This is a genomic window from Microcystis sp. M015S2, assembly GCF_020245945.1.
In the GTDB taxonomy this organism is placed as follows: Bacteria; Cyanobacteriota; Cyanobacteriia; order Cyanobacteriales; family Microcystaceae; genus Microcystis.
In genome coordinates this window covers 51,122-75,025 of record NZ_JADBTX010000045.1, presented here as the reverse complement: position 1 = coordinate 75,025, position 23,904 = coordinate 51,122, and the positions used below count along the sequence as shown (strand labels likewise).

23 protein-coding genes are annotated in these 23,904 nt (G+C 45.8%); 11 read left to right on the top strand and 12 right to left on the bottom strand.

The features are described 5' to 3' along the window. Window positions 1-142: 142 nt before the first annotated feature. From epsC to IM473_RS09355, 3 genes are all read left to right on the top strand, one after another. Window positions 143-1,102, top strand: coding sequence for a serine O-acetyltransferase EpsC (gene epsC, locus IM473_RS09365; RefSeq protein ID WP_287658642.1), 960 nt, complete (start codon window positions 143-145; stop codon window positions 1,100-1,102). A 76-nt stretch (window positions 1,103-1,178) separates the two neighbouring features. Beyond that, window positions 1,179-2,111, top strand: coding sequence for a family 2A encapsulin nanocompartment shell protein (locus IM473_RS09360; protein ID WP_002750434.1), 933 nt, complete (start codon window positions 1,179-1,181; stop codon window positions 2,109-2,111). Continuing rightward, the gene (locus IM473_RS09355; RefSeq protein ID WP_287658640.1) at window positions 2,077-3,783 is read left to right on the top strand and encodes a family 2A encapsulin nanocompartment cargo protein cysteine desulfurase; all 1,707 of its coding nucleotides are present in this window, start codon (window positions 2,077-2,079) and stop codon (window positions 3,781-3,783) included. The genes IM473_RS09360 and IM473_RS09355 overlap by 35 nt, the downstream gene beginning before the upstream one ends. Window positions 3,784-4,010: 227 nt before the next feature. On the opposite strand, the gene IM473_RS09350 is transcribed toward IM473_RS09355, so the two are convergent. The 7 genes from IM473_RS09350 to IM473_RS09320 form a co-directional block, all read right to left on the bottom strand. Next, window positions 4,011-4,820: a DNA adenine methylase gene (locus tag IM473_RS09350; protein ID WP_194017528.1), complete on the bottom strand. Its 810-nt coding sequence runs from the start codon at window positions 4,818-4,820 to the stop codon at window positions 4,011-4,013. A gap of 72 nt (window positions 4,821-4,892) precedes the next feature. After that, entirely contained in the window at window positions 4,893-5,468 is a 576-nt protein-coding gene (locus tag IM473_RS09345; RefSeq protein WP_287658639.1) for a Uma2 family endonuclease, read from the bottom strand. 212 nt (window positions 5,469-5,680) lie between these two features. Further along, window positions 5,681-6,277 (bottom strand): GUN4 domain-containing protein, encoded by a 597-nt coding sequence (locus IM473_RS09340; protein WP_002746508.1) that lies wholly within the window; start codon window positions 6,275-6,277, stop codon window positions 5,681-5,683. A gap of 77 nt (window positions 6,278-6,354) precedes the next feature. Further along, entirely contained in the window at window positions 6,355-6,600 is a 246-nt protein-coding gene (locus tag IM473_RS09335; protein WP_004162257.1) for a YlcI/YnfO family protein, read from the bottom strand. Further along, complete coding sequence (locus IM473_RS09330) at window positions 6,597-7,025, bottom strand: putative toxin-antitoxin system toxin component, PIN family (protein ID WP_271925585.1); 429 nt, start codon at window positions 7,023-7,025, stop codon at window positions 6,597-6,599. Before IM473_RS09330 ends, IM473_RS09335 begins: the two co-directional genes overlap by 4 nt. Before the next feature lie 160 nt (window positions 7,026-7,185). Continuing rightward, window positions 7,186-9,117, bottom strand: a complete 1,932-nt coding sequence (locus IM473_RS09325) for a transglycosylase domain-containing protein (RefSeq protein ID WP_287658638.1) — start codon at window positions 9,115-9,117, stop codon at window positions 7,186-7,188. A gap of 153 nt (window positions 9,118-9,270) precedes the next feature. Continuing rightward, on the bottom strand, window positions 9,271-9,756 hold the full coding sequence (locus IM473_RS09320) for a pentapeptide repeat-containing protein (RefSeq protein ID WP_287658637.1): 486 nt from the start codon (window positions 9,754-9,756) through the stop codon (window positions 9,271-9,273). Window positions 9,757-9,970: 214 nt separating this feature from the next. Here IM473_RS09320 and IM473_RS09315 point away from each other — a divergent pair, with 214 nt between their 5' ends. Further along, on the top strand, window positions 9,971-10,735 hold the full coding sequence (locus tag IM473_RS09315; protein ID WP_287658635.1) for a YebC/PmpR family DNA-binding transcriptional regulator: 765 nt from the start codon (window positions 9,971-9,973) through the stop codon (window positions 10,733-10,735). A gap of 113 nt (window positions 10,736-10,848) precedes the next feature. Here IM473_RS09315 and IM473_RS09310 read toward each other — a convergent pair whose 3' ends face one another. Then, window positions 10,849-12,030 carry an RtcB family protein gene (locus IM473_RS09310; protein WP_287658634.1) on the bottom strand — a complete coding sequence of 394 codons (1,182 nt, stop codon included), beginning with the start codon at window positions 12,028-12,030 and terminating at the stop codon, window positions 10,849-10,851. A 361-nt stretch (window positions 12,031-12,391) separates the two neighbouring features. Here IM473_RS09310 and dnaK point away from each other — a divergent pair, with 361 nt between their 5' ends. Continuing rightward, window positions 12,392-14,296, top strand: a complete 1,905-nt coding sequence (dnaK, locus tag IM473_RS09305) for a molecular chaperone DnaK (RefSeq protein ID WP_287658633.1) — start codon at window positions 12,392-12,394, stop codon at window positions 14,294-14,296. A gap of 351 nt (window positions 14,297-14,647) precedes the next feature. Continuing rightward, the gene (gltS, locus tag IM473_RS09300) at window positions 14,648-15,856 is read left to right on the top strand and encodes a sodium/glutamate symporter (RefSeq protein WP_287658631.1); all 1,209 of its coding nucleotides are present in this window, start codon (window positions 14,648-14,650) and stop codon (window positions 15,854-15,856) included. Between the two features lie 73 nt (window positions 15,857-15,929). On the opposite strand, the gene IM473_RS09295 is transcribed toward gltS, so the two are convergent. The 3 genes from IM473_RS09295 to IM473_RS09285 form a co-directional block, all read right to left on the bottom strand. Continuing rightward, window positions 15,930-16,892 (bottom strand): protochlorophyllide reductase, encoded by a 963-nt coding sequence (locus IM473_RS09295; protein WP_002750483.1) that lies wholly within the window; start codon window positions 16,890-16,892, stop codon window positions 15,930-15,932. Between the two features lie 247 nt (window positions 16,893-17,139). Next, window positions 17,140-18,141 (bottom strand): CsgG/HfaB family protein, encoded by a 1,002-nt coding sequence (locus IM473_RS09290; RefSeq protein ID WP_287658629.1) that lies wholly within the window; start codon window positions 18,139-18,141, stop codon window positions 17,140-17,142. A 73-nt stretch (window positions 18,142-18,214) separates the two neighbouring features. Further along, on the bottom strand, window positions 18,215-19,198 hold the full coding sequence (locus IM473_RS09285; RefSeq protein WP_002795461.1) for a succinate dehydrogenase/fumarate reductase iron-sulfur subunit: 984 nt from the start codon (window positions 19,196-19,198) through the stop codon (window positions 18,215-18,217). Between the two features lie 532 nt (window positions 19,199-19,730). On the opposite strand from IM473_RS09285, the gene IM473_RS09280 reads away from it, so the two are divergent. Both IM473_RS09280 and IM473_RS09275 read left to right on the top strand, forming a co-directional pair. After that, the gene (locus IM473_RS09280) at window positions 19,731-20,117 is read left to right on the top strand and encodes an AbrB family transcriptional regulator (protein WP_002765913.1); all 387 of its coding nucleotides are present in this window, start codon (window positions 19,731-19,733) and stop codon (window positions 20,115-20,117) included. Window positions 20,118-20,525: 408 nt separating this feature from the next. After that, the gene (locus IM473_RS09275) at window positions 20,526-21,320 is read left to right on the top strand and encodes a CPBP family intramembrane glutamic endopeptidase (protein WP_287658628.1); all 795 of its coding nucleotides are present in this window, start codon (window positions 20,526-20,528) and stop codon (window positions 21,318-21,320) included. Here the strand turns inward: IM473_RS09275 and IM473_RS09270 are convergent. Continuing rightward, complete coding sequence (locus IM473_RS09270; protein WP_287658627.1) at window positions 21,303-22,100, bottom strand: Tab2/Atab2 family RNA-binding protein; 798 nt, start codon at window positions 22,098-22,100, stop codon at window positions 21,303-21,305. The two genes, IM473_RS09275 and IM473_RS09270, sit on opposite strands and share 18 nt — an antisense overlap. 150 nt (window positions 22,101-22,250) lie before the next feature. Here IM473_RS09270 and rimM point away from each other — a divergent pair, with 150 nt between their 5' ends. From rimM to IM473_RS09260, 3 genes are all read left to right on the top strand, one after another. Further along, a complete protein-coding gene (gene rimM / locus IM473_RS09265; protein WP_287658625.1) occupies window positions 22,251-22,829 on the top strand; it encodes a ribosome maturation factor RimM in 579 nt (192 codons plus the stop codon). Between the two features lie 179 nt (window positions 22,830-23,008). After that, entirely contained in the window at window positions 23,009-23,134 is a 126-nt protein-coding gene (locus IM473_RS22530; RefSeq protein WP_353738144.1) for a hypothetical protein, read from the top strand. Beyond that, window positions 23,091-23,870: an ABC transporter permease gene (locus IM473_RS09260; protein WP_287658623.1), complete on the top strand. Its 780-nt coding sequence runs from the start codon at window positions 23,091-23,093 to the stop codon at window positions 23,868-23,870. The genes IM473_RS22530 and IM473_RS09260 overlap by 44 nt, the downstream gene beginning before the upstream one ends. The last annotated feature ends 34 nt before the right edge of the window (window positions 23,871-23,904 follow it).

Below are 23,904 nucleotides of genomic sequence, written 5' to 3'. Positions count from 1 at the left end.
TACCCGGCCAAGCTTTTCTGGTCGGAACCCCCTAAGCCGAGTTTTCAAGGTGCTGCGCCGTCCACTTGGTTTTCGAGACTGGCCTTTTAATTCTAACGTAAAGCCGCCGTAGAACGGCGGGGTTTCAGACCCAAAATTTCCCATGACGAGCGAGTATCCGAGCAGTTCCAGCGCTCTCTCCCAACCGACCCTGTCCTTGGATCTTGATGAGATTATCACTCAATTGTCCAAACCTCGTGGCGAGTCGTTCCACAGTTGGTCTCAATCACGAAGCCATTTCCCCTTGCCCTCCCGTGAGGCCTTATTTCGGATTGTCGATCGACTGCGTGCCGTTCTTTTTCCCTATCACTTTGGCAATCCCGATTTAGGCGAAACATCCAGCCGCTATTTTATCGGTCATACCCTCAATGAAGTCCTACAACTGCTGCATCACCAGGTTTGTCGTGAACAGTGGTTGCTGGGGTCGCAGTTGCACTGGTCGTCAGACCAGATTGAGACGCACGCCCAAGGGACGGTACAAGCCTTTGCCACCCAATTACCCCATCTGAAAGCTCTACTGGAAACCGATATCACCGCGGCCTATCGAGGTGATCCGGCGGCCAGAAATTTAGATGAAGTGTTGTTTTGTTACCCCGGGGTAACGGCCATCACTTATCACCGCATTGCCCATGCCCTGTATCGGTTGGACTCGCCCCTGTTGGCGCGGATTATCAGTGAAATTGGTCATTCCTTAACGGGGATTGACATTCACCCCGGGGCCTCGATCGGCAATAGCTTCTTTATCGATCATGGGACGGGGGTTGTGATTGGGGCAACCACGGTGATTGGCGACCGCGTGCGCCTTTACCAAGCGGTCACGCTCGGGGCGAAAAGCTTTCCCCGGGACGAATCGGGCAGTTTAATCAAAGGTCAACCCCGTCATCCGATTATTGAAGATGATGTGGTGATTTACTCAGGTGCAACGATTCTCGGTCGGGTAACTATCGGTCGGGGCGCCACCATCGGTGGAAATGTTTGGTTAACCCGCAGTGTGCCGCCGGGGGGTTTTGTCTCCCAGGCGCAACTACGACAGGAAATGTTTGATGACGGCTCTGGAATTTGAGGGGCTGTCCGGGCTGTGAATGTTCGGCCATAACAGTCGCTTTGTTACTTTTTTTTGAATTGGAGGATTTAACTCAATGACCTATACCCAAGATCATGAATTGCAACTGGCTTTGGGAGATGCTGCCGCTCGGCAGTTGGCCAATGCCACAAAGACCGTTCCTCAGTTATTGACCATTTCGCCCCGGTGGTTCGTTCGCCTCTTGCATTGGCTACCCGTTGAAGCCGGGATTTATCGTCTCAATAAAGTCAGGGATGCCTCCCGGGTTGAGGTGGCTTGCTCTGAACGAGATGAGCGGGAGCTGCCCGAAACCTTTGTGGATTACGAAGAGACCCCCCGGGAGTATTTCTTGAGTGCGGTGAATACGGTACTGGATGTTCACACTCGCGTGTCCGATCTCTACAGCAGTCCCCACGATCAGATCCATGAACAATTGCGCCTGACGATCGAAACCCTGAAGGAACGTCAAGAAAATGAGTTGATCAACAACCATGAGTACGGATTGCTCAACAATATTGTTGATTCCCAGAAAGTGCAACCTCGCAATGGTGCGCCCACGCCGGACGATTTGGATGAGTTGCTGGTCAAGGTGTGGAAGGAACCGGCATTTTTCCTCGCCCATCCTAAAGCGATCGCGGCCTTTGGCCGAGAAGCAACCCGACGGGGTGTACCCCCCGCTACGGTGTCATTATTTGGCTCTCAGTTTATTACCTGGCGGGGCGTGCCTTTGATTCCTTCCGATAAGTTGGCCGTGAATGAACAAGGCAAAACCAATATTTTGTTATTGCGGGTAGGAGAAAGCCGTCAAGGGGTGGTCGGTCTCTATCAGCCCAATTTACCCGGTCAACAGGGAGTTGGCTTGTCGGTGCGATTTATGGGGATTAGTCGCAAGGCGATCGCCTCTTACCTGGTCTCCCTCTACTGTTCGTTGGCAGTGTTGACCGACGATGCGGCGGCCGTACTGGAGAACGTTGATGTCAACCAATACCACATCTACGACTATGACTAACCCCGAACTGATCCCTGAAAAGGCGGCGGGGAATCTACCCTCTGTATCCCCGCCCACCACTGCCCCAACTGAGGTCGAGAACATTTCTCTTAACCCCTTATTCCAACCTGACCTTCTTGAGCATCTCGCCCAGACGATAATTCAAGAACTACAACGGCACGACCTTAAGGCCGAGGTGGCGAAGGGGTTGAGTACAGATCGGGATTATCTGGTGCCATCCGCCGCAGCAACCTCCCCAGCTACTGTGGGCGAACGGCCCACAGTTCCCTTCGACGTAGCTCAGGGTAAACCCTTGGCTGTACCCTTAGCAACCCCCTCTTTCTACTTCATTGAGGAGTTAGAAACAAAAATCCCCGACCTTCCGGCGGTAGTGGCCAAGCCGGGCCAGCTTGTTCAAGTCCCAGCGATCGATCCCCTTTTTGTCCCCCAGGCAAGCGGGCGAAGCGTTCAAAGACCTAGCTTCTTTGATGTTCATACCATTCGCCAGGATTTTCCCATCCTGCAAGAACGGGTGAATGGCAAACCCTTGATCTGGTTCGACAATGCCGCAACAACTCAAAAGCCCCAAGCAGTCATCGATCGCCTCGTTCATTTCTACAGCCATGAAAATTCCAATGTGCATCGTGCCGCCCATGAATTAGCGGCTCGCTCCACAGATGCTTACGAAGCGGCCAGAGAAACGGTACGCCGTTTTCTCAATGCCTCATCTGCCAACGAAATCATTTTCGTGCGGGGGACAACGGAAGGCATTAATCTGGTGGCAAAAAGCTGGGGACAACAAACCCTGCAAGCGGGGGATGAGATTGTCCTCACCCATCTGGAACACCATGCCAATATTGTGCCTTGGCAGCAACTAGCCGCCCAAACGGGAGCAAAGTTGCGGGTTGTCCCCGTGGATGACCACGGGCAGATTTTACTGGCAGAGTACCAACAATTACTCAACTCCCGCACAAAACTGGTGGCCTTTTCCCATGTTTCCAATGCCTTGGGAACCATTACCCCCGCCAAACAAATCATTGACTTAGCCCATCGGGTCGGAGCTAAAGTCTTGTTAGATGGCGCTCAATCGGTTTCCCACATTCCGATCGATGTTCAACAATTAGGGTGTGATTGGTTCGTCTTTTCCGGGCATAAAGTCTTTGGTCCCACAGGGATCGGGGTACTTTATGGTCAAGAAGACCTGTTGAATGCCACGGTTCCCTGGCAAAGCGGCGGCAACATGATCGTGGATGTGACGTTTGAGCGCACCGTGTATCAGGCGGCTCCCACTCGCTTCGAGGCCGGAACGGGCAATATTGCCGATGCCGTTGGCTTAGGGACGGCCTTGGATTATGTTCAGCAGATTGGTTTGGCCACCATTGCCAATTACGAGCATGAACTTCTGGAGTACGCCACTGCGGGACTGACAACCATTCCGGGCCTGCGTTTGATTGGGACGGCGGCCGATAAGGCTGCCGTGCTTTCCTTTGTGCTGGAGGGATTTGATGTGGAAGTTATTGGACAGGCCCTGAACCGGGAAGGGATTGCCGTGCGGGCAGGCCATCACTGCGCTCAACCCATTCTGCGACGCTTTGGTATCGAGGCAACGGTGCGCCCTTCCTTGGCTTTCTACAATACTAAAGCCGAGGTGGATGCGCTGGTGGCTGCGTTGGAACGTTTGCAACACGAATAAACTGACTGGAATAGGTGCGGCACCTATTCCAGTTCCCCCTGAACTGCCACCTATTTAAAAGGTATAGGAGAGTGGGGAGCGGGTTTTTCAAGTTGGATTGGAGTTAATCATCCTATTAAAAACGGATTTGTCTGACTTTCCTAGGAAGGCTGATGAGGATTTTTCCAAATCTTCATCAATAATGCCGGCTAAATTATGGTAGATAAATACTCCACTACAATCTGGCACTAATAATTTTTGATCATTAATTCTCTACCAGATGCCGCCGATCCTTGTTTATAGTTATTCATGCCATACTGAAGATTCCACTCGATAATATGGGCAAAATTAAAGAGGTTTCGTATCTCTGGACAATCATCGTAGGTAATTAACCATTTAGCCTGACATTGACGCATATTATCGGCAAAACGTTGATGATCGAAGCTGGTATGTAAATTCCCTCTTACGCCGTACAAACGGGATTTTGTGGCACTATAGTAGGGGGGATCGAGGAAGATAAAAACTTCTTTTCCCTCAGCAAATAATAATTCTTCGTAGTCTTGGTTAGTAATTTTTACCGATGCTAATAACGGCGCAATTTGAGTTAATCTGGCAATTGATGAATCAGTAAATCTACTGGTAAAAGCCGCTTGGGAATAACCCCCCGAATCCACTGTTCCCGAAAAAGTAATCCGATTTAAGATAAAAAAACGCACTGCTTTCTCAAAGTCGGTTAACTTTAAATCTTCCCTTGTCAAATCTTGAAATAATTCTCGCCCGCTATCATATTTCTGTTTAATTTCTGTTATTTTTGCTACCAATAACTCAATATTTTCTTGAGCGCATTGCCAGAAACAATATAAATCATAATTTAAGTCATTAATCCAATAGGTTTTTATTTGTTGTTCAAAGAGTTGCTTAACAGCAAAAAACACAGAACCACCACCAAAAAAAGGTTCTCGATATTCCCTGATATTGACAGGAATTTGCGGCAGAATTTGCTTAATTGCCCGGGATTTCCCCCCCGGATAGCGCAAGGGACTTTTAATTTTTGACATTTTATACTAAATCCGTTTATTATTGAATTTCGTCTAACGACCAAGTTAGTCCTCGTGATTCTCCCCAGACTTTTACTTACTTTGTCTAGCTTGACCAACTTTTAGCCATGCAAAGATTTGTTGTGGAGTCAGTGTCAACTGAACCCCTGCAATTACCTTAAGTTGGTGATCTCCTCTGCAAACTTCCGGCTCTTGTTGGGGAGTAAACATTAAAACAGAATAATCATCTGGATCAAGCATCCATCCTAATTTACTGCCGTGTTTTAAACAATGTAAAATGTTGTCAATTACACGGTTTACCTTTTGATCCGGTGAAAGAATTTCGATAGTCCAATCAGGTGCTTCCCTAAAGTCGTCCTCTGGTTCACCTGCTTGATTGAGGTTAATTCGATTCCATGCAATTACGGCAACATCAGGAACGATCGAACGCCCGCCGAAGGTACATCGCAACTCAGGTAAAGCTGTATAATCAGCAGTGTGGCTGTCAACCGCAGCTAAAAGACGTTTTTGCAGGATAGAGTGTCGAGTCTTAGGCATGGGTTTCTGAATTGCGACTCCATGCAAGTATTCCCATGCTGGAGAATCCTCCAAATATGGCAATTTGAGGAAATCTTCAAGGGTGAGACTCTCAGTCAAGGAAGTCGTCATCGTTTCAAGCAAAGGTTTTTTTGTGACTTTATTATAAATGAACTTTATCTGGGTTGCTTACCGACGATTCAGGTATATTTGAGGAGAATTTGCCCTCTCAATCAAATGGGTCGATTTCTTAACTATTCTAACTGACCGGTATCACTGGAAATGCCCACGGGGATTACAAAATTGGCCAATTGTCAATAGCTTTTCAGATGCTCTCACCTTGTTTATGGCGCTTCCCACTCTTTCTTTTCTAGACACTCTGCAATTCGATATGTGTTTGCAATTCCTCCTATTTTTCCATGAGATCCTAATATTGGTAAATGGCCATATGGAGCATTCAGAGAAAAGTTAGGATCTTTTCCTTTTTTCCATCCCACTGCACTGCGAAACCTATGGTAAGCCTCTGAATTCTCATCAGTTAAATAGGGTTCACCGCCTTCACTTTTCCATATTTTTTGCTGAGTATCAAAGCCAAATCTGCCTTGACTTGCTTTTGACCACAAATCTTCAATAATCAACAAATCTTTGCAAGGAAATTCTTTCATAGTTTTTGTATCTATAAATCCTTCTCCTTCTCTATTGACCGTTTGCAACATTAGTCTTAGAGTCTCTCTATTAGCGTCCTCCCACCTATTTTCTTTAAGCAGTTTACGAAGACATGAATAATAAGCATCTCTGTTTGACGAAAATCCCTCCATAGGTTTACAAGTTACAAAGTGGCGATCATAGAAAAAATAGACAAAACCCATAATTGTAGCCAAAGCTGATAGAAAAGCTACAATTTCGATAGTAGTATGAATACCTAACTTTTTCCCAGACATACAGTCTCTCAGCTAGTCAAACGGTTGAACTCACCCGCCTTGTCAAAGTCTAGCAGAAAGTCGGGTGCAGTGATATGTCAGACAGTCGGCAGCCGGTCATAGGCTTCTGGCTCAACATCGGGAACTTTTGTTAAGATTGCCTGATACTTTTCTCGACTTCCCTTTTTGGACCTTTCTATTAGGTAATTTTCTGTCATCAACGCTGAAAGTTTCTCAGCGATCGCAGTAGAGATAAATTGATCGATCGAAATTCCATCACGAGCCGCTAGATCATCTAAACTTTTCTGTAATGAGTCGGGAATTTGAACTTGGATGGTACTCATGGTAACTTACCTATTAATCGTAGGAAACCTGAAGGCTCAAGCAGAGATAAACCAAATTGCTCAACACCAGCAAAGTCACGGGTGTTATATGTGATTATACTCTGACATCCTGCTTTAACTGCAAGCTCCAATACCATATCGTCTTTGGGATCACGCAGAAATGGTCGCCACAGGAAGAAAATTTTATGAGGTATCCCCACCGAGCAATAGAAATCAATTAAGTCATCTACTTCTTCTCGACTTAAATAGAGATTGGGCAACTCCCGCAATAGGACATCTGTATATTCCAAGACGAGAGGAACAGATAAGTGCATATCAAATTTTCCTGTACCTATAAGGCTAAGAAGTTGAAACGCACTTCCACGCCTAGATCTTAATCCAGCAATAATGACATTGGTATCAATAACAATCTGAGGTAACGACATTCGCAACTGGGCAACGATGATTATTGGTACAGTTACATCTTAACTTTATCATCACAGAACAAAAATAGCGTGGGTTTCATTTTTGAATTGGCGCTCTTACAAAAACCTAGCCACCTTTACTCGATCGATAAATTACGATCAAACCAATTAGATTAACCATCTACTTAACTGTTGGTTTGCGGAATTTGGAGGGAGAAGGAAAATATTCTACCCGTTCATTTTTCAGCGCTTGTGCCATAAAATCGCGCCAAATGGGAGCGGCAAAACCACCACCGGTGATACCTTTACCTAAAGTGCGGTTTTGGTCATCTCCAATCCACACTGCGGTGGCTAATTGGGGAACATAACCGACAAACCAGACATTTTTCTCGTTATCGGTAGTACCGGTTTTTCCCGCTGCCGGACGACCGATTTGAGCCGAGGTTGCTGTTCCCCCTTGAATAACTCCCTGTAGGACAGAATTGAGGGAAGCGGTGGCCCAGGGGTCTAAAACTAGCTTCGGTTTGGGTGTATTATCGAGCATGACGTTACCCCGGCTATCAGTAACACGCATGATAAAGGTAGGCTTAGAATGCCAGCCATTACTGGCAAAAGTAGCGTAGGCCCCCGCCATTTCCAGAGGAGTCACGTCCACGGATCCCAAAGGTAAAGAAGTGACGGCAATTAAAGGACTCTCGAAACCCAGCAGACGACAGACTTCAATGACTTTATTGATCCCGACGCGACGACCGAGAATAACTGCGGGAATATTCAGAGACTGCATCAGAGCGCTACGCAGGGAAACCGGACCAGAAAAGCCGCCACCGTAGTTTTTTGGGCTATAGAAGCCGCCAGCCTCGCGAAAACGGACGGGAGAATCATTAACTACCGTTTCGGGGGTAAAACGACCACTAGCGAAGGCAGTATAATAGACGAAAGGTTTAAAAGCTGACCCCGGTTGACGACGGGATTGAATAGCTCGGTTTAATTGACTTTTATTGTAATCAACGCCACCGACGAGCGCCTTGACGAAATGGGTGCGGGGATCCACCGCAACTAGAGAAATTTGTAGGTCTTTGGTGCGAATACCGCGACCACGCAAGCTATTATAGGCCCGTTGGATGGTAGACTCGGCCATGTTTTGAAAGTCGAGATCGATCGTAGTTTGAATCCGCATTCCCCCTTTAGTTAGGGTTTCTTTGCCAAATTTTTGCCGCAATTCTGCCACCACTGCATCGGTAACGTAGGGTAATTTACTTTCTTGCCAAGCGGTGGGTTTACCCAGTTTCAGAGGTTCCTTGAAAGCGGCCTCTTCCTGTGCGGGGGTAATCCAACCTAAGCTACGCATCCGACTGAGAACCAGTGCCTGTCTTTCCTTGGCGGTTTTATAATTATTAAAAGGACTATAAACTTCCGGCGCTTGGATTAATCCGGCCATCATCGCCGATTCTGCTAAATTTAACTCGGAGGCGGGTTTATTAAAATAACTTTTAGCGGCGGTTTGCACTCCGTAATTATTATGACCCCAATAGATATTATTGAGGTACATTTCCAGAATGTCATTTTTGCTAAAAACCTGTTCCACTCGTACTGCCAGGACCGCCTCGGCTAATTTACGGCTAACGGTGCGCTGATGGGAAAGAAAGATATTTTTGACTAACTGCATGGTGATAGTAGATGCACCTTCCACCACACCGCCACTTTTCCAGTTAGCGACTACTGCCCGGCCGATACTATTAGGATTAATACCACGATGGTGATAAAAATGGCTATCTTCGATCGCCATCACTGCGCGTTTCAGATTGGGAGAGATTTGATCGAGTTCCACCACTTCCCGATTCGCTTCCCCGTGTAAGCTGGTCAGGGGTCTGCCTTTAACATCGTAGATATAACTGGTTTCCGTGGGGACGTAACCGCGTAAAATCCTCACATCGGGTAGATTGCGGTAACTAATCGCCAATCCTACCACAGCCCCAGTCACCACGGCCGTGGATACCATCAACAGGCCGAGAACAGTTCCCCCCGCGACTCTAGAGACTCCTTGGAAAAAGCTATCCGAGTCACTACTGGGTTTCTGCTCTTTGTCTTGATTGCCGAGGGTACTGGTGGACACGATGGTTACAATTTCCTTTTTCCAAGAGGGGACTGATCGATCGAACTGACTGACTTGAAAGTCTATTCTAAAGGTTTTGTTAAAAAATCGAATACTAGCTTACAGCAATTATGGCCGATCTGGCTCTAGTTTCGATCGGTCATGACAGCGCGATTAGGGACAAAATAGGGTATCGCGGGTATTTCTGCCAGTTACTGGGTTAGTTCCCGTCGCTCTCTCACAAAGATATTTTTCCACATCCGAGCGAATAATTGCATCGGTAAAATCGGCCCCGTCGATAATTGCACCTTTGATTAAAATGTTAGTGGCGAAAGCTCCTTCGAGAACGGCATTGGTAAAGTTGGCTTTGGTTAAACGGGCCGATTCTAAATCCACATTTCTCATATTGGCATCGCTAAAGTCGGCCCCCTCCAAGTTGGCAGAAAAAAAGCGTACTCCTTCTAGATTGGCATGACTAAAGTTACTACCGCGCAGATTAGAGTGATCGAAGGTGGAATCGCGCAAATCCTGCCCCGCAAAGTCGTTATCGGTCAAATTGCGGTTATTATAACTTAGCGCTTGGGCCGGAGCCACAGAGAATAATAATACTAATATACTAGCAAACAAGGTTAGTAGAGTTTTGCGAGAAAATTGCGCCATATTGCCACCTGATCAATCAACCTTTTCTATAATAAGCTGTACTGGATTTAAACCGCCTATCGGGAATTGTAGTACAAATGCTCGAACTGGCCGCCCCTCTATAGTTTCTCAACATGATTTATTATCATTACCCGGCACTCGTTGACAATTATCCCCAGATTTACCAAGGGCGATCGATCTGCTAGATTTTTGATGTTGGATATCTTAGATAGATATGGCTGGTCATAGTAAATGGGCAAATATTAAACGACAAAAAGCCCGGGTTGATGCCAAAAAAGGGCAAACTTTCACCCAGTTATCCCGGGCCATTATCGTGGCTACGCGTAACGGTGTTCCCGATCCGGCGGGCAATTTTCAGCTACGCACGGCGATCGAAAAAGCCAAGGCGGCCGGTATTCCTAATGACAATATCGAAAGAGCGATCGCTAAAGGGGCGGGAACTTGGGAAAATGACTCAGCTTTTGAGGAAATTCGCTACGAGGGTTATGGTCCCGGGGGTGTGGCGATCCTGATCGAAGCACTGACCGATAATCGCAATCGCACGGCTGCGGATCTGCGGGCGGCTTTTAGCAAAAATGGCGGTAATTTAGGTGAAACGGGCTGTGTGGGCTGGATGTTTGACCATAAGGGCGTAATTCGCCTTGAGGGAACTATTGATGAGGATAAGCTTTTAGAAGCTTCCCTAGAGGGCCAGGCCCAATCCTACGAGTTTTTTGACAGTGAGGAGGAAGGTCAAGGAGCAGAAGTTTTTACTGAGGTGTCTAACCTGGAGAAATTGAATAAGGTTCTGCAAGAAGCGGGATTTAAGGTCAAAGAAGCAGAATTACGCTGGATTCCCACTAATACCCTAGAAGTGAGCGATCGAGAACAGGCCCGTTTTTTATTGAAGTTAATCGACACCCTAGAATCCCTCGATGATGTGCAATCGGTAACGGCTAATTTTGATTTAGTCGAGGAGTTGATGTTAGTGGATCTGTGATCCTAAATTCCTAGACTGCTCACTGATTCTGGGCCTGATCAAGAGATAATCTGTCCCCAAAATCGCGTAAAAATTCGGGTTCCGTAAAAATCGATCGCTCTGGCCATGATTTGTTAACCTTTGACACACATCACCTGCTTGAGAGTGGCGACAATTTCCACTAGATCCGCCTGTTGATTCATCACCTCTTGGATCGGTTTATAGGCCCCCGGAATCTCATCAATAACGCCCTCATCTTTGCGGCATTCAACCCCTTCGGTTTGGGCGATTAAATCATCAAGAGTAAAGGTTTTTTTAGCCAGATTTCTCGACATCAAGCGCCCGGCCCCGTGGGAACAGGAACAGAAGCTATTATGTTCGCCTTTGCCTTTAACAATATAAGATTGCGCTCCCATGGAACCGGGGATAATACCATAATCGGTTTCTCTGGCGCGGACGGCTCCTTTTCGGGTGACATAAACTTCCTCCCCAAAATGAATTTCTTTTTCGGCATAATTGTGATGACAATTAACTACTAAGAGGGGTTTAGTTGGTTTGCCTCCCGCTAGATGTTTTTCAACAATGCGTTTAAATCTAGCCATCATAATTTCCCGATTATAACGGGCATATTCCTGGGCCCATTGTAGATCGTGCCAGTAGGCGGTAAATTCTTCTGTACCGGCGACAAAGTAGGCCAAATCGAGGTCAGGCAATTTACCTTCTGCTAGTTTGGCTAACTCTTTGGCCGTATCAATATGACATTGGGCCAGTTGATTACCAATACCTCTAGAACCGGAATGAAGCATTAACCAAACTTGATTTTCTGTATCTAAACAAATTTCGATAAAGTGATTACCACCCCCCAGAGAACCCATTTGTTTAAGGGCTTTTTTCTCTAGGTTCTGTACGCCTCGATGAATCTGTTTAAATTCCGCCCATTTTGGCCATTTAGTCACTTCCCGATCCACTTCTTTATTTTCCGCAAAACCGACGGGAATATTCGCCTCCACATCGAGGCGAATTTTTTTAAGTTTTCCCTGCAATTGTTCACCAGTAAAAGGCATTTTTAGGGCAGCCATGCCGCAACCGATATCGACTCCGACGGCGGCGGGAATTACGGCATCTTTGGTGGCAATAACCGAACCGACTAAAGCACCTTTACCCAAGTGAACATCGGGCATTAAAGAAATGTGTTTATAAACAAAGGGGAGGGAAGCGACATTTTTGACCATTTGGGTTTCTTGGGGTCCCAATTCATGGCCCGCCCAAGATAAAATCGGTGTCGGTGTGGAAATATCCAGAGTTTCGTAAGCCATAGTTTTTATGAAATAATCAGGTAAAAAGCCGATGTAACCAAGACAATAAGGCAATTGAGATTCTGCGATGAATTGAATAAATTTTTATCAGTGATCGTGTTTTAGCACAGAGGATAAGCTGTTGACTATCTAAATTACTCGTTCAGACTGCCCTCCAGGAGAATTTTTGACTTTCACCGCAGGTTTACCGACTACTGTAATACTACCAAAAAGGTTCGGATACCTACACTATCGAGAAAGCGGGGTTATTTTGCACTATAGAGATAACGAAGGAACTGATAGGGGTGGGTATCGCCTAAAAACCGAGTACAGTTCCGATTCTAGAAGTCACTATAATTTGTATCGGAGCAGCACAAAGATTATGGGAAAAGTAGTTGGAATTGACTTAGGGACGACTAACTCCTGCGTTGCGGTTATGGAAGGGGGTAAACCCACCGTTATCGCCAACGCCGAAGGATTTAGAACCACGCCCTCAGTCGTCGCCTACGCCAAAAGTGGCGATCGCCTAGTAGGACAAATCGCCAAACGTCAAGCGGTAATGAACCCGCAAAATACTTTTTATTCCGTCAAACGCTTCATCGGCAGGAAATTCAACGAAGTTACCAACGAAGCCACAGAAGTATCCTACAAAACTCTCCAAGACGGCAACGGCAACGTTAAATTAGACTGTCCCGCCCAGGGCAAACAATTCGCCCCCGAAGAAATTTCCGCCCAGGTACTGCGGAAACTGGTGGAAGATGCCAGTAAATACCTCGGCGAAACCGTTACCCAAGCAGTCATCACCGTACCCGCTTATTTTAACGACTCCCAACGTCAAGCCACCAAAGATGCCGGGAGAATTGCTGGGGTTGAAGTTCTCCGCATTATCAACGAACCCACCGCCGCCTCTCTTGCCTACGGATTAGACAAAAAAGCTAACGAAACCATTCTTGTTTTTGACTTGGGTGGGGGAACCTTTGACGTATCGGTTCTAGAAGTGGGTGATGGTGTCTTTGAAGTTCTCGCTACCTCTGGAGATACTCATCTCGGTGGTGATGACTTCGATAAAAAAATCGTTGATTATTTAGCCGGAGAATTCAAAAAAGTTGAAGGAATAGATCTCCGTCAAGATAAACAGGCCCTGCAACGTCTCACGGAAGCGGCAGAAAAAGCCAAAATTGAGCTTTCTAGCGTTACCCAAGCAGAAATTAACCTGCCCTTCATCACCGCTACCGCCGAAGGGCCAAAACACCTAGATACTACCCTAACCAGAGCTAAATTTGAGGAAATTTGCGCCGATTTAATTGATCGCTGTCGGATTCCCGTCGAAAATGCCATCCGTGATGCCAAAATCGATAAATCCGCCCTCGATGAAGTGGTTCTCGTCGGTGGTTCAACCCGGATTCCCGCCGTCCAGGAATTAGTTAAAAAAGTTCTGGGCAAGGATCCCAACCAAAGCGTTAACCCCGATGAAGTGGTAGCCGTCGGTGCCGCTATTCAAGGTGGTGTCCTCGCCGGTGAAGTCAAAGATATTCTTCTGCTTGATGTTTCGCCCCTGTCTTTGGGTGTGGAAACCCTCGGCGGTGTGATGACGCGGATTATTACCCGCAACACCACTATCCCCACCAAAAAATCGGAAGTTTTCTCCACGGCAGTAGATGGACAAACTAACGTGGAAATCCACGTCCTGCAAGGGGAACGGGAAATGGCCAAAGATAACAAGAGTTTGGGAACTTTCCGACTCGATGGCATCCCTCCCGCTCCTCGTGGTGTGCCTCAAATCGAAGTGGTTTTCGACATCGATGCTAACGGTATTTTAAATGTCACCGCTAAGGATAAAGGTACAGGAAAAGAACAATCGATCAGCATCACCGGCGCTTCTACCTTGCCCCAAAATGAAGTGGAACGCATGGTTAATGAGGCAGAATCGAACGCCGCGGTCGATAAGGAACGTCGTGAACACATTGAACGCAAAAATCAAGCTGATTCCCTCGTTTATCAAGCTGAGAAGCAGTTAGCCGATTTGGGCGATAAGGTTCCCCCATCCGAGAAAAATAAAGCCCAGGCATTGATTAAAGATCTGAAAGAAGCGATCGCTCAAGACGATGATGGTAAGATCAAAACCATCCTACCGGAATTACAACAAGCCCTCTACGCGATCGGTAGCAGTATGTATCAGCAAGGGGCCCCTAGTAATCCCACCGGTGGCAATGATGACAATGGCCCCTCTGGTGGTGCTGGTGGCGGCGATGATGTCATCGATGCGGAATTCTCCGACGCTAAATAAAAATTAAGTTCCTAGCTTCGGGAAGGACACAAGGTAACTTGTGTCCTTTTTTCGTTGCGGCTTTCTTACAGATAAGGTTGTTACTGAAAATTAGGACTAAACTTAAGTAGGGTTTGCGGCAAAAAGTTTTTCGTGGGGGCAGGGTGTGGGGTGTGGGGTGTAGGGTTTTACCGATTTTCATCTGGTCAATTACCTAATTTTCAGGGAAAAAGTACCTGAATTTTCCCCCCGCTCACTCCCAGGGCCGGTACTTTTGGATTGACAAAAAGTCTAAAAGTCTTATCCAGCAAGGGTTTTAGATTTATTCAGCAAGCCCTAAGTAGAGCATCTTGGAGAACTAAGATTAAGAAAATGGAAATTTACCAATTTAGCCAACGCCAGACAATTATTATGGCTATTCTAGTCCTCTATCTCGGTAAGTATTTAACCAAAAATATCAAATTTCTGCGAGATTATAACATTCCTGATGCCGTTGCTGGTGGTGTCTTAGCTTCCTTATTTCTCGGTCTATTTTTTGCTGTTTTTAAATGGCAAATCGAATTTACCCTTAATGTTCGGGATGCCCTGTTAATCGTTTTTTTTACTACTATCGGGCTGTCCTCAAAACTAAAAACCCTGCTGCAAGGGGGGAAACCCTTGCTAATTTTATTAATAACCGCCGTGGTTTATCTCATTCTACAAAATTTAGCTGGGTTAGGAGTGGCAAAAGTGATGGGATTAGATTTACCCATCGGTTTGATTGCTGGTTCCGTTTCTTTGAGTGGGGGTCACGGGACTGCCATTGCTTGGGCTTCTATTTTTCGTGATAATTATGGCATCGCCAAAGCATCAGAAATCGGTGTAGCTAGTGCTACTTTTGGGCTAGTTTTAGGGGGAATTATTGGCGGACCGGTGGCTAAATGGTTAATTACGAGAAATCGACTGCGAGCCAATAATCAAGACCAAGATTTAACGGTGGGAATTAAACAAAGCCAGAGGAATGTCAATATCGATTACAATACAATGCTCCATTCAATCTTGGTAATTGGTTTAACTATCGGTTTAGGTAATCAGATTAACTACTGGGTAACTACGCTTGGTTTAAAATTACCAGATTTTGTCACCTGTTTATTGGCAGGAATTATCCTGACTAATACCGTACCTTTGCTATTGAAACGCTTTCCTTGGCCCGCTAATACGTCCTCTTTAGCCTTAATTTCTGATGTTAGTCTCGGTTTATTCCTATCTATGTCCTTGATGAGTTTACAATTATGGACATTGATCGATTTGGCCGGACCGATTGCTATCCTGTTATTAGTGCAGTTCTCACTCAGTATTATTTATACTGTTTTACTGGTCTTTCCCTTAATGGGAAAAAACTATCATGCTTCAGTAGTTTGCGCCGGTTATTTGGGTTTAACTCTAGGGGCAACTCCCACAGCGATTGCCAATATGACAGCGGTGACGGAACATTTTGGGGCTTCTCCCCAGGCATTTATTATTGTTCCTTTGGTGGGGGCATTTTTTATTGATTTGTTTAATGCTTTTATCATCCAGCAATTTTTGAATTTTCTGACTTAAAAATTTTTATCGATCAAGTAATTATTAAGGACACAAGTTAACTTGTGTCCTTTTTTAGGTTCAAAATCGGAAATTAGGCTAATCCGACTAATTTAGCGCTGTATTCCCACATTTTTTCGCCTCTTTCCTCGTCGCGAGCTTGAGGAGAAACCCTTTGTACAAAAGATTTACCCTCTTTTTTCTGACGGTTGCCCCAACTCCAGTAAGCACCAGATTGACGGTATTGGGGGTCAGCCACCACCATGGCCACTCTTTCCCCAGCTAATTCTTGGGAAACATAGCCACCAGTGATATTTTTCTGGAACCAGGGGAAAAACTGCTGGAAAAAGGGGTAATGGTTGCGGAAAAGGGGTGTATCGGCCACACAACCCGGATAGAGGGAAGTAAAAGTGATTCCCGTGGATTCGTGATAGCGTTTGTGCAGTTCCCGCATGGTGAGAACATTACACACCTTACTATCTTTGTAGGCTTTGACCGATTCAAATTTTTTGCCGTCGGCCATAGTAATCGGCTCTTTGAAACCCTTGGCAAACCCTTCTAAATCGCCCAAATCGGGACGAGGAGGAATTTTACCGCCTAATTCATCGGGATTATGGGTGACAGTGCCGAGAATGACTAAACGGCGGTCGGGAGAGGGAGAATTTTTTAGATCTTCCAAGAGCAAATTCGAGAGCAGGAAATGACCTAAATGATTGGTGGCCATGCTCAATTCATAACCGTCGGGACTTCTTAAGGGTTCTTTGAGCAAAGGCAGATAGATAGCGGCATTGCAGACTAAAGCGGTTAGAGATCTGCCCAAGGCCCGGAAATTTTTGACGAAGCGCCGGACGCTATCGAGGGAACCGAGGTCGATAAATTCAATACAGTAGTTATCCCGGGGAATGTTCAATTCCTTGGCCGCCTGTTCCATTTTCGGGATATCCCGACAGGCCATAACCACAAACCAACCTCTTTGAGCAAGGGATTTAGCGGCGTAGAGACCGACTCCAGAAGTTGTCCCAGTAATGATCACCGTGGGTTTTTGATCTTGTACCATTTTTTGATAGTTTTCGTTAATCGCTCTGGTCTAGGGAATATCCAAGGGATTCCAATCATAAATTCTATCGGTTGTCTCACCTGACCCCGGGGTTCGCTTTACATAACTTCAAATTTTCCTGAGTGTTCACTTATCAGTGATCAGTTATCAGTGATCAGTGATCAGACTTGAGTTTTAAGTTTACCGATCTTCCCACTTCCCCACCTCCCCACTTCATAATTCATAATTCATAATTCATAATTCCCGATTAACGAATCGGTTTAGCTAAATCACCGATTTTAAAACCATTACCGGTAATGATGCGACCGACGCTAGATTGACCATCAGCTTCGACAATTTCGAGAGTGCCAATCGGTTGAGTAATCTGACGGATAACCTTACCCGTTTGCGGATCCTTGACCGTTTGAGTCGTCCGTTCAATGGAAATGCGTAAACCGACACGATAGCCTTCTCCCGTACCTTTATTGAGAATTACCTGATTTCCCGCCACGGCAGCCACTAAAGCGGTGACAGTCGGGAGCGAGCGAGGTGTAGCGGCGATTTGGTCGGCTTTATTGTTGAGATTATCCACCACCTGCGCCACTGCCTTATCGGTGGCAATACTGAGTAATTTCCCTTCGTTGGAGGTTTGGGAACCACCCCCAACGCCTAAAACCACGGTTGAACCATCGGATTGATTGGCAGTACCATCTCCCTGAGCGGTGGTAATAATTTCGGCCGTGGTGGTATTAATTGCCCGGACATTTAACTTGACAAAAGCATCGGTTTCTGTCTTGGCGGTGCTAAAAATAATAAACGAGCCACCAGATTGTTTTTTTTGTAAATCGAATTGGGTAATCGAACCGATAATCACCACATCTACCCCCAAAATTTGCCCGATTTGAGCGGCGGTAGCTGCATCTACCCGTCCCGAAGCTCCCAAATTCTGTTCTCTGAGGACAGCATCAATGCGACTGCGCTCAATGACTGTATAGCGACCACTTTCCACCAATTTATTGACGAGAATATCACTGACACCACTGGCCCCACCATTGAGAAATGTTAACCACTGGGGATTACTGAGACCGCTATAATCGAAGTCTAAAACCGCTACTCGCACCTTTTCGCTTTTTTGGGCTAATAGTAAAGGTAAATCGTTAGAGATAGCTTGGGAGAAAGCCGGTGCGTTGAAGCTAAAACCCAAACTAGAAGCGACTCCCACAAGGGTGATTAGGGCAGAAAAACCACGGATACTATCTCGATCGAACATGATAAGGGGTTCTCCAGTCAAATAGAATATAGATCATAATACATCTGAAAATTGCTCTAACTATCGAAAGTGATCAAGAGCGAGAATTTTGAATGGCAGTAATTAAACCTCTCACTTCCTCGGTTCCCTCGGAAGCTTCAAAGGAAGTGGGAAATTTACCCTTAGCAATCATCCGCAATCCCAAGGGGGCAATACTTAATAAACCCTGTAAATCGCGCCAATAATTGCCCACCACATAGAGGCCGAATTTGCGTTCATCAACCCATCCCCCTGCTTTGACTAATTCCACTAAAACTTTCCGGTGACGAATGGGACGACTACTATCGTCCGACTTGCGAGCGAGTATTTCCTGTTTAATTTTACTAATCTGATCCATGGGGGCCACTTCCATGGGACAAACCGCATTACAGAAATAGCAACGGGTACAACCCCAAACCCCGGCGGTGCCTTGGTTATAAAGTTCTAGGCGACTTTCCTGATTACCATCGCGGGAATCTGCTAGGGTGCGCTGCGCTTTTGCTAAAGCATGGGGACCGACAAAATCGGGATTCACTTGCTTGGCATTACATTCCGAATAACAGGCGCCGCACATAATGCAGTTACCCATCTGATTGAGATTGGCTCTTTCTTCTGGAGTTTGCAGAAATTCTCGTTCGGGAATGGTGCGTGCTTGACTACTGATATAAGGTTCAACCTTTTCTAAATCGTCCCAAAACGGTTGCATATTGACGATTAAATCCCGGATAATCGGTAAATTACCCAGAGGGGCGATCGTGATTTCGGGAATTTCTCCGGCATCTTTTTGGCTACAATGGTTTAATTCACTGGCGATATTTTTTTGACAAGCCAAGGCCGAACGGCCGTTAATTTTCATCGCACAGCTGCCACAAATTGTATTGCGGCAATTTTTACGAAAGGCCAAAGTTCCATCAAGTTCCCATTTGATGCGATTAAGGCAGTCGAGAATTGTATTTCCCGCCTCCACCTCTAGGGTAAAATTTTCTAGGTAGGGGGTGTCGTTGGGTCGTTGACGCAGAATTTTAAAAGAAACTTCCATACTCGGCACGGGGGTGAGGGACTCCTAATACTCAGGATAATCGATGTTAACGGGCCAAAGGGGAGCTAGTAATGGTAATTAATCCTTAAGATTTTCCCCAGTCGGTTGAGCCAAGGGGTGGGTATCTAGACCTAATCATAGATGGGCAAGTCGATCGAAAACAGTTTAATCACCCCGGATTTACTGCTCTGGGTCATTAGTTTTTTGCCAACTCCAACCACAAGTATAGTTTCTCAATTCCTTGCTAGGTATAGCTTAAACGGTTTTATGTCCTCACTTTCTCCTTCCTGTTTTCCTCACACCCGACCAAAAATTGCCAGAGTCTTGGCCAAAAATTTCCTCTCCCCCACAAGGTTTACACTTACTACCTAGTCTGGGGTCTTCTTAGCACGATTGTCATCACCGAACCATCAGTTTTAAAAAATTTATTATTCCCCTCTAGACATTTTTGGCAAGATTTTTGGTATGATCAATTTGTCAGTGTAAACTTAATTGACAGTCAGTCAAAAATCAAGGGACATTAAAAAGTACCATGAGTGATATCTCTCCTACTCCCCTAACCGGGAAAGCTCTACTACAAAAAGTCAAAGAGTTATCCCACTTACCCCGTCGCGAAACGGCAAAACGTTGTGGTTACTACTCTCAAAGTAAAGATGGCCAAGTTCGGGTCAATTTAACCGACTTTTACGATGCTGTTTTAGGTGCAAAAGGGGTTCCTCTCGATCCCGAAGGCACTAAAGATGGCCGCGGCCGCGAACCCACTTTCCGGGTTAGTGTCCATAAAAATGGTCAAATCGTCATCGGTTCCACCTATACCGAACAAATGAACTTGCAGCCCGGCGATGAGTTTGAAATCAAACTTGGCTACAAGCACATCCACCTCAAACAAACGGAATCAGAAGAATCGGTAGAAGCTTAAATAGGTTACGGAGTAGGGATAAGGAAAAAAAATCGGCAGTCAAAAGGGCTAGTTTTGACAAGACCGACCAAAAAGACAATATAGATTCTTATCCCTAATTCTAACCCCTGTCCGCCTCTTTCATCAACTTGAGGGGTTTTCCTTAAGCACTTTTTCTTCTTTTTCGCAACCCCCTAGGGACGGATTTTTGTTGGAGCTAGGCTTTCCCAGAGCAAAGTTCCACAGTTATTCTGTACCTAGAGGGGTTGTTGTTTTGTCCATCAGGAGTCAGGAGACAGTCGGCAGGTTTTGGGGTTTTAGGGTTTTAGGGTTTTAGTTCAATTTCCCCACACCCCACACCCCACACCCCACACCCCACACCCCACACCCCACACCCTACACCCCCACTTCCCTAGCACCTAATTGACAATGGATATGGCTGCCTTAATAAAAATTATTATTTTCCTGTTGGCCTGGTTAATTCTCTGGCTGCCCATTGCCATTGGTTTAGGGAGTCGTTTGGGATGGCAACCGCTGCAAGGGACAAAACCTGACCAAAAATTGCCCCTGGTGGCCTCTCTTTACGTCTTGGCTCCCTTAGTTATCTGGGGATTATTGAAGATAGAGGGGAGTAGCCTCGATAATTACGGATTAATTTGGTCATTTTCCCTATTTATCTCCCTAACTAAAGGATTAATCCTGGCAGTGGTGGGATTAGGGGTAATTTTTTTCCTAGAGGGGATTTTGGCCTGGGTACATTGGCAGCCCAAAAATCTAACTCGTGCTTTTTCCTTGAGTTTACCCCTGTTGATAGTGGCCCTCTGGGTGGGTATTACCGAGGAATTAATCTTTCGGGGCATCTTTTTGAGTCAATTAAGCCAAGAATACGGTTTTTGGGTGGCGGGAGCCATTTCTAGCCTAATTTTTGCCCTGCTGCATCTGCTTTGGGAACGTCAGCAAACTCTGCCGCAACTACCCGGTTTATTTCTGATGGGGATGGTTCTGGTCTGGGCGCGGGCGATCGATCATGGTAGTTTAGGATTAGCTTGGGGACTTCATAGCGGTTGGGTGTGGGGATTAGCTTTGCTAGACAGTGCCGAATTGATGTCTTACAGCGATTCTGGGTTAGCTTGGGTTAAAGGTATCTATAACCAACCTTTAGCGGGTTTAGCCGGCATTCTCTGCCTCTTGGGGACAGCTTGGGGGTTAAACCTGCTTCAGTAGCCAAAAGCCGGTAAAAGTGCGACCGGAATCATCCGGTTGTATGAGGAGAAAGTGCAAACCTTGGCTTTCCTCTTTGGTTGCTTGATAAGCATTGGCTGCCTGGGCCACTTCTTCATCTTCGTAGGTGAGAAAAATCCAACGCTCATTGAGGCCCGATTCTAAGACTAAACCGCCCGATCGCCCCGTTTCTGTGGGAATATGATCGATAAATACCGGGTTAATTTCCCCCAGCCAACGAGCGATCGCCAGAGATTTTTTACCACCGGTAATAACCACACCGGGGATCATTAAAGTGGAGGCTAAACCTAATTTTAAAGGAGAAAAGGCCTCTGGCAGGGAAAGAATCGGTATTCGGCGATCGCCAAAAAAGTTAACTAAATCAAGGGCGGGAAAACGAGCAAAACGCCACTCTTGACCTAAAAATTGCTCCGGTAGGGGTTGCGGTGGAGGAGAGTCGATATTGATGGGGATTTGTCGCAATTCTAGCTGTTTTTTCAGAGCATTAACGTGACGGGTTAACTCGATTTTGATCTGTAAATTTTGACCAGCGAGGAGAAATAAATTGGCGCATTGGGGGCGAAAAACTTGGATAATTTCCGGGTATGAGACTTGACAAGCTTGCTGTAACTGTTGGGTTAACCAGTCGCTATTAGCTTGGGATTGGGGACAGGAATTTTCATAGATAAGATGACCAAGAGAATCGGAAATTAACAATTGCCAGACTGTGCCAAGGGGGGAAGAAGATGAAGATTTATAAAAATCCGCTTGCCAAATAGTCATAATTTAGTAACAAGTCACCAGTAAAAAGTCAAAAAATGGTCAGGAGTAGAGGTCAACTAAAAATTTTACCCGATCAAGACTTTTAAAATCTAGGAGCGAGACAAAAAAGGCTATATACTAGGGAAAGCTATAGCAAAAAATGTCGAGACAATGGAAGAAAATTGGCTAGAAATTGGGACAATAGTAGCACCCCAGGGACTGGAGGGAGAATTGCGAGTTTTATCGGTATCAGATTTTCCCGAACGTTTTCAGAAGCGAGGTATTAGGGGAATACAAGGGGACCAGGGGGGAGAAATCCAAGAAATTACTCTGCTCAGGGGACGTGAGCTACCGGGAAAAAATGTTTATGTTATCAAGTTAGAGGGGGTTGAAAATCGGGAACAAGCCGAAGCTTTGCGCGGATATAAATTATGGGCGAATAAACTAGAAAAACCTCGCCTAAAAGCGGATGAATATCATGTTAGTGAGCTAGTAAACTTAGAGGTTTATCATCACCTGACAGGAGAAAAAATCGGGGTTGTGGTAGATATTTTCTGGGCGGGTAATGACATTTTAGCAGTGCAACTAGAAGCAAATCTCGCCTCTGTCAAGAAAAAAAGTTCATCCTCCGACTCAGAGGCCCGGGCCCTGGTCCCCTTCGTCAAAGAAATTGTTCCACTGGTGGATCTGAAAGCGGCACGCATCGAGATCTCGCCACCACCGGGGTTATTAGAGATCAATTTATCCTAGGCTGATTCTTGATGGCGGATTGGGACGGGGAGGAAGTTTCAGGACAACTGCAACAAAACCAAGGGGTAAGCTGCCTGCAAAGATAAGGTAACACTGGAACGGTAAGGGTTATCTGCTGTTTTAGCTAACTTAACAACACCTAGTTATCCCTAGGGACTGCTAACCAACCGGGACAATTTTTGATTTTTAGAGAAAGTCCACTTTTGCGCCGGAAATGGGTAATCTCAAAGGGAAAGACAGATATTATTTTGATGAAAGGCTATGGGTATCAGCATCCTGAGAATCTGGGCGATCGCAGCCAATAGTTTTCGCGAGGTTATTCGCGATCGCATTCTTTACTTTATCGGGTTTTTTGCCTTGTTGATGGCCTTCGCTTGGCGTTTATTACCAGAAATTGCGGTGGGAACCCATCAGAAAATCTTTCTTGACTTGGGATTAGCCGCTATCGGACTATTAGGGATAATTGTCGCGGTTTTTGTGGGTACAGGGCTAATTAATAAGGAAATTGACAAGAGAACTATTTTAGTTTTGATTCCCAAACCCCTGAGTCGGGCCGAATTTATTCTAGGTAAACACTTGGGTTTGTCCGGGGTTTTAGCGGTGATGTTGGGGGTAATGTTGGTGATTTACCTGCTGATGTTGCTGGGGATGAAAGTATCTTTTCAACCTTTACCCCTGATTGTCTCGGTTTTCTATCTCGGTTTGGAATTAATTCTCATTGCGGCCGTGGCGATCGCTTTTGGGGTATTTACCAGTTCGATTTTAGCCACGCTAATGACTTTTGGGGTCTATCTCATGGGTCACATCAGCAAAGATCTGATCCAATTGGGTATAATCAGCAAAAATCCCAATATTCTCGCTATCACTAAAAATATTTATCTAATTCTCCCAGATTTGGAGAGATTGAATTTTAGAAACGAGGCCGTTTATGGTTTGCTCCCTAGTGCTGATGTCTTAATCGGTAATGCCCTCTACAGTCTCGTTTATACTGGTCTATTGTTGGGTATCTCCATCCTCATCTTTTCACGACGACAATTTTAAATGGCCTTGGCGAATGTCATCGCCATCGATTAGT

Excerpts from the sequence above, each read along its gene's own strand:
- epsC (WP_287658642.1), top strand. The coding sequence starts at position 143 with ATGACGAGCGAGTATCCGAGCAGTTCCAGCGCTCTCTCCCAACCGACC.
- IM473_RS09360 (WP_002750434.1), top strand. The coding sequence starts at position 1,179 with ATGACCTATACCCAAGATCATGAATTGCAACTGGCTTTGGGAGATGCT.
- IM473_RS09355 (WP_287658640.1), top strand. The coding sequence starts at position 2,077 with ATGTCAACCAATACCACATCTACGACTATGACTAACCCCGAACTGATC.
- IM473_RS09350 (WP_194017528.1), bottom strand. The coding sequence starts at position 4,820 with ATGTCAAAAATTAAAAGTCCCTTGCGCTATCCGGGGGGGAAATCCCGG.
- IM473_RS09345 (WP_287658639.1), bottom strand. The coding sequence starts at position 5,468 with ATGACGACTTCCTTGACTGAGAGTCTCACCCTTGAAGATTTCCTCAAA.
- IM473_RS09340 (WP_002746508.1), bottom strand. The coding sequence starts at position 6,277 with ATGTCTGGGAAAAAGTTAGGTATTCATACTACTATCGAAATTGTAGCT.
- IM473_RS09335 (WP_004162257.1), bottom strand. The coding sequence starts at position 6,600 with ATGAGTACCATCCAAGTTCAAATTCCCGACTCATTACAGAAAAGTTTA.
- IM473_RS09330 (WP_271925585.1), bottom strand. The coding sequence starts at position 7,025 with ATGTCGTTACCTCAGATTGTTATTGATACCAATGTCATTATTGCTGGA.
- IM473_RS09320 (WP_287658637.1), bottom strand. The coding sequence starts at position 9,756 with ATGGCGCAATTTTCTCGCAAAACTCTACTAACCTTGTTTGCTAGTATA.
- IM473_RS09315 (WP_287658635.1), top strand. The coding sequence starts at position 9,971 with ATGGCTGGTCATAGTAAATGGGCAAATATTAAACGACAAAAAGCCCGG.
- IM473_RS09310 (WP_287658634.1), bottom strand. The coding sequence starts at position 12,030 with ATGGCTTACGAAACTCTGGATATTTCCACACCGACACCGATTTTATCT.
- dnaK (WP_287658633.1), top strand. The coding sequence starts at position 12,392 with ATGGGAAAAGTAGTTGGAATTGACTTAGGGACGACTAACTCCTGCGTT.
- gltS (WP_287658631.1), top strand. The coding sequence starts at position 14,648 with ATGGAAATTTACCAATTTAGCCAACGCCAGACAATTATTATGGCTATT.
- IM473_RS09295 (WP_002750483.1), bottom strand. The coding sequence starts at position 16,892 with ATGGTACAAGATCAAAAACCCACGGTGATCATTACTGGGACAACTTCT.
- IM473_RS09290 (WP_287658629.1), bottom strand. The coding sequence starts at position 18,141 with ATGTTCGATCGAGATAGTATCCGTGGTTTTTCTGCCCTAATCACCCTT.
- IM473_RS09285 (WP_002795461.1), bottom strand. The coding sequence starts at position 19,198 with ATGGAAGTTTCTTTTAAAATTCTGCGTCAACGACCCAACGACACCCCC.
- IM473_RS09280 (WP_002765913.1), top strand. The coding sequence starts at position 19,731 with ATGAGTGATATCTCTCCTACTCCCCTAACCGGGAAAGCTCTACTACAA.
- IM473_RS09275 (WP_287658628.1), top strand. The coding sequence starts at position 20,526 with ATGGATATGGCTGCCTTAATAAAAATTATTATTTTCCTGTTGGCCTGG.
- IM473_RS09270 (WP_287658627.1), bottom strand. The coding sequence starts at position 22,100 with ATGACTATTTGGCAAGCGGATTTTTATAAATCTTCATCTTCTTCCCCC.
- rimM (WP_287658625.1), top strand. The coding sequence starts at position 22,251 with ATGGAAGAAAATTGGCTAGAAATTGGGACAATAGTAGCACCCCAGGGA.
- IM473_RS09260 (WP_287658623.1), top strand. The coding sequence starts at position 23,091 with ATGGGTATCAGCATCCTGAGAATCTGGGCGATCGCAGCCAATAGTTTT.